At 43.0% G+C, this 14,410-nt stretch carries 15 protein-coding genes; all 15 read left to right on the top strand.

What is annotated here, in order from left to right; translation table 11 throughout:
• Positions 1-3: 3 nt before the first annotated feature.
• A complete protein-coding gene (gene fliR / locus LZ11_RS00350) occupies positions 4-768 on the top strand; it encodes a flagellar biosynthetic protein FliR (protein ID WP_148865546.1) in 765 nt (254 codons plus the stop codon).
• A complete protein-coding gene (gene flhB, locus LZ11_RS00345) occupies positions 765-1,838 on the top strand; it encodes a flagellar biosynthesis protein FlhB (protein ID WP_148865544.1) in 1,074 nt (357 codons plus the stop codon). The genes fliR and flhB overlap by 4 nt, the downstream gene beginning before the upstream one ends.
• A 3-nt stretch (positions 1,839-1,841) precedes the next feature.
• Positions 1,842-3,872, top strand: a complete 2,031-nt coding sequence (flhA, locus tag LZ11_RS00340; protein ID WP_148865542.1) for a flagellar biosynthesis protein FlhA — start codon at positions 1,842-1,844, stop codon at positions 3,870-3,872.
• Positions 3,873-4,997, top strand: a complete 1,125-nt coding sequence (gene flhF / locus LZ11_RS00335) for a flagellar biosynthesis GTPase FlhF (protein ID WP_148865540.1) — start codon at positions 3,873-3,875, stop codon at positions 4,995-4,997.
• Positions 4,994-5,866, top strand: coding sequence for a MinD/ParA family protein (locus LZ11_RS00330; RefSeq protein ID WP_148865537.1), 873 nt, complete (start codon positions 4,994-4,996; stop codon positions 5,864-5,866). Before flhF ends, LZ11_RS00330 begins: the two co-directional genes overlap by 4 nt.
• Before the next feature lie 18 nt (positions 5,867-5,884).
• Positions 5,885-6,523, top strand: coding sequence for a flagellar brake protein (locus LZ11_RS00325; protein ID WP_148865536.1), 639 nt, complete (start codon positions 5,885-5,887; stop codon positions 6,521-6,523).
• Positions 6,524-6,556: 33 nt separating this feature from the next.
• Positions 6,557-8,524: a chemotaxis protein CheA gene (locus tag LZ11_RS00320; protein ID WP_148865534.1), complete on the top strand. Its 1,968-nt coding sequence runs from the start codon at positions 6,557-6,559 to the stop codon at positions 8,522-8,524.
• 14 nt (positions 8,525-8,538) lie between these two features.
• Positions 8,539-8,991, top strand: a complete 453-nt coding sequence (locus LZ11_RS00315; RefSeq protein WP_148865532.1) for a chemotaxis protein CheW — start codon at positions 8,539-8,541, stop codon at positions 8,989-8,991.
• 12 nt (positions 8,992-9,003) lie between these two features.
• Complete coding sequence (locus tag LZ11_RS00310; RefSeq protein ID WP_148865530.1) at positions 9,004-9,642, top strand: chemotaxis protein CheC; 639 nt, start codon at positions 9,004-9,006, stop codon at positions 9,640-9,642.
• Positions 9,608-10,093: a chemotaxis protein CheD gene (locus tag LZ11_RS00305; protein ID WP_148865528.1), complete on the top strand. Its 486-nt coding sequence runs from the start codon at positions 9,608-9,610 to the stop codon at positions 10,091-10,093. The genes LZ11_RS00310 and LZ11_RS00305 overlap by 35 nt, the downstream gene beginning before the upstream one ends.
• A 15-nt stretch (positions 10,094-10,108) precedes the next feature.
• Positions 10,109-10,846 (top strand): FliA/WhiG family RNA polymerase sigma factor, encoded by a 738-nt coding sequence (locus tag LZ11_RS00300; RefSeq protein ID WP_148865526.1) that lies wholly within the window; start codon positions 10,109-10,111, stop codon positions 10,844-10,846.
• A gap of 16 nt (positions 10,847-10,862) precedes the next feature.
• Positions 10,863-12,326 carry a flagellar assembly protein A gene (locus tag LZ11_RS00295; RefSeq protein WP_246110647.1) on the top strand — a complete coding sequence of 488 codons (1,464 nt, stop codon included), beginning with the start codon at positions 10,863-10,865 and terminating at the stop codon, positions 12,324-12,326.
• A gap of 10 nt (positions 12,327-12,336) precedes the next feature.
• On the top strand, positions 12,337-12,609 hold the full coding sequence (locus LZ11_RS00290; RefSeq protein WP_148865524.1) for a hypothetical protein: 273 nt from the start codon (positions 12,337-12,339) through the stop codon (positions 12,607-12,609).
• 140 nt (positions 12,610-12,749) lie between these two features.
• Positions 12,750-13,202: an RrF2 family transcriptional regulator gene (locus LZ11_RS00285; RefSeq protein ID WP_148865522.1), complete on the top strand. Its 453-nt coding sequence runs from the start codon at positions 12,750-12,752 to the stop codon at positions 13,200-13,202.
• Between the two features lie 26 nt (positions 13,203-13,228).
• Complete coding sequence (nifS, locus tag LZ11_RS00280; protein ID WP_148865520.1) at positions 13,229-14,404, top strand: cysteine desulfurase NifS; 1,176 nt, start codon at positions 13,229-13,231, stop codon at positions 14,402-14,404.
• The last annotated feature ends 6 nt before the right edge of the window (positions 14,405-14,410 follow it).

The following is a 14,410-nucleotide window of genomic DNA, read 5'->3' as shown; positions in this document are numbered from 1 at the left end:
AAAATGGAGTTTCAATTAGTAAATTTTTTTATGATTTTTTTCAGAATTCTGGGGTTTTTTATCCTAACACCGGTTTTCGGCAGGCGTGAATTTCCAGTGCAGGGCAGGTTAGGCGTATCAGCGTTGATCGCTATAATCATTTACCCGGTTGTAAATAAAATACCCCTGCCTGATAATCTGTGGGATACGGTGATCCTTTTTATTAGAGAAACAGCAGTAGGGCTTTCCATAGGGTTCATAACATTCGTAGTATTCTCGGCAGTGTACATATGCGGCGAGATAATAGACCTGGAAATGGGTTTCGGTATAGTAAACGTCATAGATCCTCAAACCAACGCCCAGGTACCGGTAATGGGGAATTTCTTTTACATCCTCACCATCCTCATATTTCTGAGTATTAACGGCCACCATGTTTTGCTAAATGCATTAATAAAAAGCTATGATATATTACCCCTGGGGGGAGCCGTCTTTCACCATTCTTTCCTAGAGGGGATGCTTAAAAGTTTCTTTGGAATGTTCGAGGCGGGGGTAAAAATGAGTATTCCCGCTGTTGTAGCTACTTTCCTGGCGGATTTCGCCTTGGGGGTCATAGCCAGGACGGTACCCCAGATGAACGTGTTTATTGTGGGGTTGCCCTTTAAAATAATTATCGGGTTTATTGCCCTGATTATAGCGCTACCGATGTACGTGGTGGCCCTGGATGTTTTATTCAACGGCAGTTACAAAATTATACAGTTAGTACTGCAAGGAATGTTGAATTCGCCATGAACTTACAGTTATTCGCACAGGAAAAAACAGAGAAAGCAACTCCCCGAAGAAGGCAAAAAGCCAGAGAGCGGGGACAGGTTTTTTCGAGCAGGGAGCTTAATTCGGCTTTGATTCTCCTGGCAAGTTTTGTTCTTATAAAAATTTTCGGGACTTATATATTCGAAAATACCGGTTCGCTTTTGAGGCACTTTTTAATAGAAAATTTAAAAAGACAAGAACTCAGTATCAATGATATTTACGGCATATTTTATACTTCCATAATTATTACGTTAAAGTCAACTGCCCCTGTAGCTGTAGGTATAGTCTCAATTGGACTCCTGGTAAATTTTTTACAGGTGGGTTTTATATTCAGCCTTGAACCGGTTTACCCTAAGCTCGACAGAATAAATCCGGTCGAGGGCGTAAAAAGGATTTTTTCCAGAAGAAGCCTGATTGAACTTGTAAAAGCAATAGTTAAACTAGCCCTGATAATGTACATATTCTACGGTGGATTCAATGAATTAAAAGATACCGCAGCACTAATGCTGGACATGAGCTTTGCGGAATCGCTGGGATATTTTACGAGTATGATTTTTAGAATGGGATTGAAGGTAGGCATTGCACTTTTAGGTCTTTCCATTCTTGACTACACCTACCAGTGGTATGAGTATGAGAAGAGCCTGATGATGTCAAAGGAAGACGTCAAAGAAGAACTCAAGGAAGTGGAAGGTAATCCCCAGGTCAAGTCCAGAATACGTCAGGTACAGCGTCAGATATCGAGAAGGCGAATGATGCAGGAAGTTAAAAAGGCCGATGTGGTAATTACAAACCCGACTCATATCGCAATTGCGCTGGGTTATGATGCGTCGGTTCATACGGCGCCTGTAGTATTGGCGAAAGGAGCCGGCGCCGTTGCCGAAAAGATCAAAGAGATAGCCGAAAGGGAAGATATACCTGTCGTCGAAAATAAGCCGCTGGCCCAGACTTTATTTAAGTCGGTAGAAGTAGGTGATATTATCCCTGAAGAGTTCTATAACGCCGTCGCCGAAATACTCGCTTTTGTCTATAGTTTGAAAGGGAGGAGGGTGTAGTAGTTGAAATCCTACGATGTGGCTGTAGCGTTTGTTGCGGTTCTGGTTGTCGTTATGATGGTCATACCCTTACCTTCGAGTTTACTGGATATACTACTCTCATTTAATATAACATTTTCCCTGGTAATTCTGCTGGTAGCCATGAATACGGAGAAACCTCTTAACTTTTCCATATTTCCATCTTTACTGCTGATGGCTACGCTGTTCAGACTTGCTCTCAACATATCTTCGACCCGACTGATATTGTTAAACGGCTACGCCGGTCGGGTTATTGAGGCTTTCGGAAATTACGTGGTCAAGGGTAATGTGCTGGTAGGATTTATAATTTTCCTCATCATAGTTATCATTCAATTTATAGTTATTACACGCGGCGCTGAAAGAGTCGCAGAAGTGGCCGCCAGATTTACTTTGGATGCAATGCCGGGTAAGCAGATGAGCATCGATGCAGACCTTAATTCCGGTCTTATCACTGAAGCCGAAGCCAGACAGCGCCGGATGAATATTCAGAGGGAAGCGGATTTTTACGGAGCCATGGATGGTGCCAGTAAGTTTGTAAAAGGCGATGCCGTAGCGGGCATTATTATAATGGTCATGAACATCATTGGTGGATTAATTACTGGGATGGTATTCCAGGGCCTTGACGCGATGACCGCATTAAACAGATATGTACTTCTTACCGTTGGGGACGGACTGGTAAGCCAGATACCCGCACTGCTTGTATCCACAGCCACAGGCATCATAGTAACAAAAGCAGCCAGCGAAGGGAACATGGGGGAAGGCCTGGTAAAACAGCTTACTTCCTACCCGAAGATCCTGTTGATAGCCGCCGGTGTACTAGCCTTTTTCGCGGTGATTCCCGGCTTACCGCATATTCCTTTTCTGGCCCTTGCAGGAATATTCGGATACATGGGTTTTTCCATACAGAGGACATCCCAGCGGGAAAATATGAAGGAACAGGAAATGCACAAAGAAAAAGAGCTGGAAGAGATGCGAAAGCCGGAAAATATACTCGCACTGCTGCAGGTAGACCCTATAGAAGTAGAATTCGGCTACAACATAATACCCCTTGCCGATGTAAACCAGGGAGGGGACCTGCTGGACAGGGTGATTATGATAAGGCGCCAATGCGCGCTGGATCTGGGCATGATAGTTCCCATGGTCAGATTGAGAGACAATATCCAGTTAAAGCCCAACGAGTACGTTATAAAAATCAAAGGAGTGGAAGCAGCAAGAGGGGAACTGAAAGTTGACCACTACCTGGTAATGAACCCTACCGGAGGACCGATAGAAATGGACGGCATTGATACCCGGGAACCCGCTTTCGGTTTGCCGGCGAAGTGGATAACCAGTGACAAAAAAGAAAAAGCTGAAATGCTAGGGTATACTGTGGTGGATTCTTCATCGGTTATAGCCACCCATCTGACAGAGGTAATAAAAGCCTATGCCCACGAGCTGATCGGAAGACAGGAAGTGAAAAATATCCTGGACAGTATAAAAGAGCAATACCCTTCTCTTGTTGAAGAACTGGTACCAAAAGTTTTGACCCTCGGTGAAATCCAAAAGGTGCTCTCTAATCTACTCAGAGAAAATGTACCCGTAAGAGATATGGTTACAATACTGGAGACTCTCGGTGACTACTCTAACATCACTAAAGATACTGATGTCCTGACGGAATACGTAAGGCAGCGGTTAAAAAGAGTCATAACTAACCGGTTTATTCCCGATAAGAAAGCTCAGGTAATAACCCTTGACAAGGATGTAGAGGAGCTCATCTTAAATTCGGTCGCCCAGACGGAAAACGGGGTGTACATCTCAATCGATCCAGCTACGGTGCAAAAAATGCTGAGCTCATTGATCGACAACATCAATCAGGTTACAAGGCGCGGGATGCAGCCTATTGTCTTAACCAATCCCTTTGTCAGGAGACATTTTAGAAAAATTATAGAAACCAGCCTCCCGCATGTACCGGTTCTGTCTTACGGAGAGATAGATCCAAATGTAGAAGTAAGGTCAGTAGGGACGGTGAAAGTGTAAATGAGGATCAAGACTTACATAGCCGATAATATACAAGAGGCGCTTTACAAAGTAAAAAGTGAGCTTGGAAAAGATGCAATAATTCTTCAGACAAGGCGGATTAAAAAAGGTGGGATACTGGGGTTTCTTGCCAAGACCAAAGTAGAAGTAATAGCCGCCTGCGATGTAAATGCACCGGCTAAACCGGTGTCAAATCCTGTGACTTACTCGGTACCTGCAAGGGAAAACAGCCAAGAGAAATTGGAAGATATAAAAAACGAGATAAACGAAGTAAAAGATATACTAAAAAATCTGTACTCCCGAGGTGTACATATAGAAAAAGCCTCGCCGGACCTACCGCCGCCACTGAGTGAAATATACCAGAGGCTTGTCTTAATGGAAATAGACAGAAACTTAATAGATAAGATTATCGATGGTTTACAACGGAATTTTTCTGGTGAGAATTTTGACGAAAATACTGCCAGGGCCCATTTAAAAAACCAGATTATGTCAATAATAAAGCCAACGGAGCCTATAAAATTTTTGGAAAATGAACCAACTAAAATCGCTTTTATAGGTCCGACAGGAGTAGGGAAAACTACCACGATAGCAAAACTGGCTGCTTTGTATACGCTAAACCAGGGGAAAAAAGTCGCCCTGGTTACTGCCGATACTTACCGGGTTGGCGCTGTTGAACAGTTGAAGACCTACGGAGACCTTCTTGAAATTCCCGTAGAAATAATATTTGAACCCAAAGAGGTTCCGATTTTATTGAGGAAGCTTTCTGATTACGACCTGATTTTAATCGACACTATGGGTACAAGCCCCAGGAATAAAATGCAGATTAAAAAGATTAAGGGTTTGATAGAAATTATAAAGCCAACAGAGACCCATATGGTAGTAAGCGCTACAACCAGGACAGGAGATATTTACGAAATTCTGGAGAATTACAAGGAAATAAATTATCAAAAACTCATCTTTACCAAACTTGACGAAACCAAAACCTACGGACTAATATTGAATGCTGTTTATTCCACAAACTGCAGCCCCTCCTACCTTACGGTGGGTCAAAACGTTCCAGACGATATAGAGGTTGCTTCGGCTGCCAAAATAGCAGATCTTATCCTGGAGGGAAGCGACCGATGAACGACCAGGCCAGTAAACTGCGGAGTTTAGAGAAAAGACAGGTTCATCAGGTAAAAATTTCAAATTCGGTGAGGGTTATAGCTGTAACCAGTGGTAAGGGTGGAGTGGGAAAAACCAATTTTTCGGTCAACATATCCATTGCGCTGCAGAAAATGGGTAAGAACGTCCTCTTAATAGACGCCGATCTTGGGCTTGCCAATGTCGATCTAATAACCGGGCTAAACCCTCAGTTTAACTTATTTCATGTGTTGAACAGCCAGAAATCCATAAATGACATTATTTTAGATGGACCCGGAGGAATAAAAATAATACCTGGTGCTTCAGGGCTTTATAATCTCGCCAATCTGTCGGAGACCGAAATCGAGAGTCTATTAAAGGCCTTTAATAATATAGACCTGCCCCTGGACATTGTAGTTATCGATACCGGTGCAGGTATATCTAAAAACGTTATGAGCCTCGTCCGCGCTTCGAAAGAGGTTGTTGTGATAACAACACCGGAACCCACTGCGTTGACCGATGCATATGCAGTCATCAAATTGGTTCACAAATATGTTGATAAAATACATCTGGTCGTCAATAAAGCCGATAATTTCAAAACCGCAGAATTAACAGCTCAAAAGTTGATGAATGCTTCCTTAAAGTTCTTAAATACCTCCATCTATTATTTGGGGTTTATACTGGAAGACAAAACAGTCTTTCAGTCAAATATGGAACAAGTCCCCTTTTTTGTAAAATTTCCTAATAGCCTTCCATCGAAATGCGTGATGAATATTGGTAGAAAACTACTTGAGGATGAACTCGATTTTGCTGCTACAGAACAAACCGTTGGGGGCTGGATAAAAAAGTTTTTATCATTCATGCAAAGGTGAAAACGGGGGATTAAGTCTATGAGAAATAAGAATTTGGAAATAGGAATGAAAGTCGAGATCGAAGTAATCAGGGATGATCAAAATATAATATTTCCCACCAAAGTGGAGGACTTTGATGGTGACAGGGTTCTGCTGGGAATGCCTTTTTTTGAAGGGAAGATTTTTTTCCTGAGATCCGATGAACTTGTCAGGATTTACTACGCAAAGAGCGATTGTTTTTACTTCGTGCGAGCTAAGGTTGTAGAAAAGAAATATGCTCCTATTCCGGTTATAGCGGTCAAACTGATGGGACCTCCGGAAAAAAATCAGAGAAGAGATTATTTCAGGGTGCAGGTCTCTTTGAAAGTAATGGTTAGACCTGAGGGGACCGAAAACTGGATGAATGCTTATGTGGTAGATTTGAGTGCCAGCGGAGCAATGATATATTCCGGAAAGGAAATAGGAAAAGAGCAGATCGTTGAGATTAAATTGCCGCTGAACTCGAAAGAATTCAACTTGAAAGCGAAGGTTGTTAGAATAACCAAAGATCCTATGAGGAGTATTAATCCGTATAATATGGGGGTTCAGTTCATCGATATAGAGGAGCATATGAGGGACGAAATAATAAAATTCATTTTAACTGAACAAAGAAAATTGCGCCAAAAGGGTTGCATTTAAAACAAATTTTACATACAAGAGGTGAATATAAAAATGGACAACCGGTACCTGAATGTATTTTTGGAAGAAGCAAATGAACATATTCAGAATTTGAATAATAATCTTTTAACTCTGGAGAGCAAGCCAAGCCATGAAGTTGTGGATGAAATTTTCAGGTCGGCTCACACCCTGAAGGGTATGGCAGGTACAATGGGTTTTAATAAAATATCTGAGTTAACCCATGAAATGGAAGACTTGTTACACGAAATAAGGAACGGTAGTTTACCGATAACAAACACCCTTATTGATGTGCTTCTGAAGTGCGTTGACATGCTTCAGGAAATGACAGAACAGATTGCGAGAGAAGGAAGGGAAGGAGACACCGACATCCGGCCTGCCATAGCCAAACTAAAAAAAGTTATGTCCAACGAGCCGGTTGGCGGCAAAGCTAAGGACGAGCCGGAGGGTGCGGATAATATAAGTTTTAATGAATTTGAACTTCGACTCCTGGAAGAAGCGGCGAATAAAAACTTAAAAACATGGGAGGTATACGTGGAACTAGCAGACAACTGCCTTCTTAAATCCGCACGGGCTTTCCTGGTGTTCAAAGCTCTGGAGAATCTGGGAGAAATAATAAAGACAAAACCTCATGTCCAAGATATTGAGGACGAAAAGTTTGATAAGGAGTTTTACATTTACATGATAACTTCCAGATCGGAAGAAGACCTTTTGAATGCGGTTAATTCTGTATCAGAGTTAAAATCGGTTAATGTGAGGGAAGTTAAATCAGCAAATTTCCAAAAAAAGCTGGCGGCCGCAAGAGAAATGCTTTCTGTTAAGGAAAATCCAAAAGAGACAAACAGGATCAGAAATACCAGCAAGACGCTGAGAGTCGATATCGAAAGACTGGATAATCTTATGAACCTGGTTAGCGAGTTGATAATAATAAAAACCCGTTTGGAAGAGCTGGATAGTTTAACCGAACAGGGGCAAAAAAGGCGGGAAGCCATAGAATACCTGGAAAGAATCACCTCAAACCTTCACGACGCGGTTATGAAGGTGAGGATGGTACCCATTGAAAATGTTTTTAGCCGGTTTCCAAGGGTGGTACGCGACCTGTCAAGAGAACTGAACAAAGAAGTAAAGCTAGTAATAGAGGGTGCCGAAACCGAACTGGACCGGACGGTTATAGATGAAATAGGTGACCCGCTGATACATCTGATACGGAACGCCTTGGATCACGGAATCGAAACGCCATCGGAAAGGGTAGGAAAAGGCAAACCTAGAGAAGGCACATTAAAGCTGAAAGCCTTTCACGACGGGAACAATGTCGTAATAGAGGTATCTGATGATGGGCGCGGCATCGATGTGGAAAAAGTTTTGGAAAAAGCCCAGAAAATGAAGCTGGTGGATAAATCCCAAGGAAAAAAATTAAAGGAAATTGAAATTCTGAATTTCCTTTTTGAATCCGGATTCAGCACCAGTGAGAGAGTGACGGACATTTCGGGAAGAGGAGTAGGGCTGGATGTGGTCAAGACAAAAATCGAATCCCTAGGTGGTTCTGTCGAAATTAAAACCAGGAAAAATGAAGGCACGACCTTTTTAATACGGCTGCCTTTGACTCTTGCCATAATCCAGGCTCTAATGGTCCAGCTGGGTCACGAAAAATATGCCATACCTTTGAGTGCAATTAAAGAGACAGTGATTATACCTTATAAGGAATTGAGAAAAGTGCACAAAAACGAAGTAATTCTGCTGAGGGGAAATGTAATTCCAGTTTTAAGATTAGACGAGATGCTTGACATACCTGCCAACTGCCTGAAAAATGAAAATCTAACGGTGGTTATTGTAAAAAAAGGTGAGAAAGACGTAGGATTAATAGTCGACGCTCTGCTGGGAGAACAGGAAATAGTCATCAAGACCCTGGGAGCCTTTTTGAAAAACATAAGATTTATTGCCGGTGCCACAATTTTGGGTGACGGTCAGGTTGCCCTGATTCTAGATATCAATGCTTTGATTTAAAGGGGGTTCGTACCATGGAAGAAGTTCGCCAGTTTGTGGTTTTTAGACTGGGGCAGGAAGAATATGGGGTGGATATACTGCAGGTGAATACGATCGAGCGGATGATGCCTATAACCAGAGTTCCGAAAGCGCCGTATTTTGTGGAAGGAGTTATAAACCTGAGGGGTGAAATAGTTCCGGTAATAGATCTGAGGAAGAGATTCGGCCTACCTCCGGGCGAAATTACCGGCGATACGAGAATCATTATAGTTATGGTGGATGATTTAACTGTGGGAATGATTGTGGATTCTGCTACGGAGGTTATACAGCTGCCTCAGGATGCTGTCGAACCCGCACCCTCCGTAGCGGGAAACATCAATTCGGAGTTTTTAGAAGGGGTGGGTAAATTAAACGACAAGTTGCTTATAATATTAAATCTTGAAAAAATATTAAGGCCCAGCGAGACAGAACAGAGGGCCATAATGTGAGGTTTGAGGAATATGTTTTCCACTTTTGAGCTTGATGCCCTTAAGGAAATCGGCAACATAGGGGCAGGTAACGCGGCGACGGCTCTGTCGGTGATGTTATCTCAGAAGGTACAGATGAAAATACCGGAAGTAAAGGTTTTACCCTTTGATGAAGTATCAAAATCAGTCGGCGGGCCTGAGAATCCGGTCACTGGGATTTTTTTAAGAGTAGAAGGAGATCTGGGCTTCAATATTTTATTCATTATACAGGCCGGCGATACACTCAATCTATTGAAAATTATACTCCGCGAATCAAAAGAAGTGCTGGAACTGACGGCTATGGAAGAATCAGCCTTGAAGGAATTGGGGAACATAATTGCCAGTGCTTTTATAGCAGCTCTCTCCGATTTTACTAAGCTGGCTTTAAGAATCTCCGTGCCCAGCCTCGCCATCGACATGGCCGGTGCCATACTGAGTTTTCCGTTAAGCCTTTATGGCTGCATGGGAGATACAGCCTTTTTAATGGAAACCGAATTCGAAGAAGGACTGGATGGGGTTAAAGTTCACTTTTACCTTATACCCGATGATGACAAATCTTTCAGCACACTTTTAAAAACAATTGGAGTGAGATCTTTCGATGGAGATAATTCGCGTGGGGATGGGGGAATATAAAACGGCCAAAGCACCTGCATTGCTCGTATCTCTTGGGTTGGGGTCCTGTGTGGGAGTAGCGTTATACGATAGTACCAGGAAAATAGGCGGTTTGGCTCATGTGATGCTTCCAGACAGCAGCTTGAGCGGCAAGAAGGATTTTAATCCAGGGAAATTTGCAGATACAGCCATTGATTTGCTTGTCGTAGAACTTGAAAAAGCAGGAGCAAATTCTAAGAAACTCATTGCCAAGATAGCCGGTGGGTCACAAATGTTTCAAGTAAAATCGGACAACAGTATTATGAAGATAGGAAAGCGCAACGTAGAAGCAGTGAAGATGAAACTGGCGAAAATGAAAATAGACATTGTGGCAGAAGACGTTGAAGGAAATTATGGCAGGACCATAGAATTTTGCTGCAATACGGGCAAACTGACGGTGAAGACCATAGGACATGGAATAAAAATACTGTAGATTTGGGGTGGTCAGGTGCAGGAGGCAGTCAGAGCCGAAAATCTCTGGATTGAGTACAAAAATACCGGAGACTCAAATTTGAAGGAAAGACTTATAGAAGAGTACATACCTCTCGTAAAGCATATAGCAGCCCGTCTGGCCATAAATTTACCGCCCTCTGTAGATTACGACGACCTGGTGAGTGCCGGTGTCATCGGCCTTCTACAGGCCATTGAACGCTATGACGTCGGAAAAGGAGTAAGATTTGAGACTTTTGCTTATACCAGGATCAGAGGGTCAATGCTTGATGAGCTGCGCAGGTTAAACTGGATACCTCAGAAAACGATGGAGAAAGCCAGGCTTTTACAAGACGCCTATTCTCAACTGGAACAGGAATTGAATGGAAATGTAAAAGATGAGAATATCTGCAGGAAGTTAAACATTACCATGGCTGAACTTCACCAGACTTATAAGGAATTAGCGGCAACGAATTTAGTTTCTCTTGAGGAAATACTTTCGGTTGCGGTGGAAGATAACGGCGGGCCTGAATCTCATGTCGAAAAAGAAGAGATAAAGAAAATACTGGGGGAAGCCATCGATAAACTTCCACCTAAGGAGAAGCTGGTCGTCGCCCTCTACTATTACGAAGGTCTGAATTTAAAAGAAATATCCGTTGTCCTTAATCTGTCACCGGCCCGAATCTCACAACTCCATACCAAAGCCGTTTTAAGGTTAAGGGGTAGTTTGAGCAGGAAAAGGGCTTATTTCAGGTAATAGGGGGTTAGAGCCAGTGGAAAAATCAGTTATGGGAAAGGCAAAGGATATCGTGAGCGTCGGTGAATCTGACGGTTATGCAAAAGAGCAGACCATTGAAGACTCTCAGATGGAGATCGAAATCTCAAAAGACGAGATGAGTGCAGTAATCTCTTTATCGCCGCCAAAAGGCGGGGAAATGCTTAACCTGGAGGATATTATAGCCGAATTGAACAAAAAGGGCGTTGAATATGGGATAGACGTAGAAAAAATAAAGGAGATGCTGGACAAGGGTATATTTTGCAGCAGGATCCAGATTGCGAAAGGATTGGAACCAAAAGCGGGAAAAGATGGGGAAATTAAGTACTATTTTGAAGTGCATAAGGAATTGAAGCCCAAAATTGCTGAAGACGGCAAGGTGGATTTTCGCGATCTCGGTTTTATTACGAATGTAACAAAAGGACAGCTGCTTGCAGAAATAATCCCGCCTGAAAAAGGTTTACCGGGCAAGACAATAACGGGAAAGACGATACCTGCAATAGACGGGAAGGAGGTAAAATTACGTACAGGAAAGAATGTAATTTTGTCCGAAGACGGAAGTAAGATATTTTCCGGGATTGATGGGCATCCTGTAATATTCGACGGACATATAAGTGTCTTGCCTATAATGGAGATAAGAGGAGATGTAGGGCCTGCCACCGGAAATATAGATTTCATAGGCAGCGTAAAGATCTACGGGAATATAAAGAGCGGATATAAAGTAAAAGCCGAAGGTGATGTAGAGGTGGAAGGTTACGTGGAATCTGCTGAAATAATATCGGGCGGGAAGGTTATATTAAAAAGAGGTATACAGGGTATGGGTAAAGGCTTTGTTAAAGCCGCCCAGGATGTTGTGGCAAAGTATATTGAAAACAGCACAGTAGAAGCCGGGCAAAATATTATCGTCTATGAGGCGATAATGCACAGCTATCTTTCGGCTGGAAACAGGATAGAAGTGAGCGGTAAGAAAGGCCAGCTGGTCGGCGGCAGTGCCAAAGCCGGCGAAGAAATAAATGCAAAAATCATAGGTTCCCCGATGGCTACGTATACTGAAGTTGAGGTTGGTATAAACCCGAAGCAGAAAAAAGAGCTTCAGGAAATCAATGAAAACCTGGAATATGTAGAAAGAAATCTTGAAAAAATAAAGAAAACGGTTGAAATGTTAGAAAAGATACATAATAAAGACTTTTTAACACCCGATAAACTTCACATGCTGGAAAAGCTGAGAGACTCAGAAACAATGCTCCGGCAACAGAAGGAAGATCTTCTCAAAGAAAAGGAAAAGCTCCAGTTTATTATAAAATATTCAGTTAGGGCCAAAGTTTCGGCTTATAATGCCATCTATCCTGGCGTGAATATTGTTATCGGTAACGCGAGCATGAAATTGAGAGATAAGATTGAACACGCTACTTTTTACAATTATGAAGGTCAGATAAAATTCGGAACGTACGAAGGTAGGTGAGTTTTTAGCTATGCGGCCGGTTGACTTGCAGGTAGTCATTCCAAAAGTGACAGAGGTGTCCAAAAACCAGCAGGTCTTGAAAGACGCCGGTGAAGCAGGGCAAAGCATAACGGCCTCACAATTTCAGGAACAGCTCCAGGTTATGAAGCAAAAAGTGAATGTACTTCCGAGAGCGGAACGGCTTCAGGTTACACCCGAAAAAGAGAATGGTAAAAGGGAAAAAGATAAAAAAAGGGAAAAATCGCCACACCGGAATGGCCGGCATATAGACCTGAAAATTTAGTATTTATGCTGAAGCTTTGAAAAATCAAAGCTTTTATTTTTTTAAAGGTTTTTTTTCTTAACTTGACAATTACCTATGTTTGGAGTATATTATTAACAGAAAACCAACTAAAACGATAGGAATTAAGGGGCGAGTCTAAATTGAAACTGTCCACAAAAGGTCGGTATGGACTTAAAGCCATGTTTGACCTGGCTGTCAATTACGGAGAGGGTCCCATTCCCCTCAAAAGCATAGCTGACCGGCAAAATATATCTGAGCATTATCTGGAACAGCTCATGATGATTTTGAGAAAGGCAGGTCTCGTAAAAAGCGTCCGGGGAGCCCAGGGCGGGTATATGCTGGCCAGAAAACCTGCGGAGATCACCGTGGGCGACGTACTTAGAGTTCTTGAAGGACCTATCGGACTTGTAGACTGCGTGCTGGAACAGGACCCGCTGGAATGTGATAAAGCAGAAAACTGCATAATGCGCATTGTATGGGAGAAAATAAGAGACAGCATGGTCGCAGCCATGGATTCAATAACGCTTCAGGATATGTGTGACGAAGCCGAGAAGCGCAAAGCCGAGTCGCAAAATTACATGTACTATATATAAATAAAGTTTAAAAGGAGATGGGTTTTATGAAAAGGATATATATGGATCATGCCGGTACTACCCCTATGAGAAAAGAAGTGCTCGAAGCCATGCTCCCATATTTTACCGAGAAATTCGGTAATGCATCGACCGTATACTCATATGGTAGGGAGGCGAAAGCGACCATTGAGGAAGCTAGAGAGAAGGTAGCTCGTCTTGTCGGAGCCGACCCAAGGGAGATATTCTTTACCAGCGGTGGTACCGAATCAGACAACTGGGCTATCAGGGGTATCGCCCATGCAAATAAAGACAAGGGCAACCACATTATAACAACTTCAATAGAACACCATGCTGTACTCCATACCTGTGAAGATCTCGAAAAAGAGGGTTTTAAGGTCACCTACCTGCCGGTGGACAGATACGGTTTGGTAAAGGTCGAAGATGTCATTAACGCCATAACAGATGAGACCATACTTGTTACGATCATGCACGCTAACAATGAGATCGGAACGATAGAACCCATATCGGAAATAGGGCAGGCTTTGAAAAAACTGGACAGGAAGGTTTATTTCCATACCGATGCGGTGCAAACCGTAGGCAAAATCCCTGTAAAAGTTGACGAATTGGGTGTGGACCTTTTAAGCATCTCCGCTCACAAAATATACGGTCCTAAAGGTGTGGGGGCTTTATATATCCGTAAAGGCACCAGGATCAAACCTTTCATGACTGGAGGAGCCCAGGAAAACAAACGAAGAGCCGGTACAGAAAACGTGCCCGGTATAGTAGGCCTGGGCAAAGCTGCGGAACTAGCCGAGCGGGAACTCGAAGACCATTACAAAAAGCTATCGCACCTGAGAGACAAGTTGATCAAGGGCATAATGGAAAAAATTCCTCACGTGATATTGAACGGGCACCCTACCCAGCGCCTGCCCCACAACGTGAATCTATGCTTTGAATATATAGAAGGCGAATCGCTCCTGCTCAATCTTGATATGAAGGGCATCTGTGCATCCAGCGGTTCGGCCTGCACATCAGGGTCCCTTGAACCGTCGCACGTTCTTCTGGCTATAGGATTGCCGCATGAAATAGCTCACGGCTCTTTGAGACTTACTCTTGGAAGGGACAATACCGAGGAAGACGTGGATTACGTGCTGGAAGTTCTTCCGGGCATAGTAGAGAAGCTGCGGCAGATGTCTCCTCTTTTTCCCAAGGAAGGGAGGTAGTGATCG

The organism is Thermosediminibacter litoriperuensis (assembly GCF_008124715.1).
GTDB lineage: Bacteria > Bacillota > Thermosediminibacteria > Thermosediminibacterales > Thermosediminibacteraceae > Thermosediminibacter > Thermosediminibacter litoriperuensis.
This window is presented reverse-complemented; position numbering and strand designations above follow the sequence as displayed.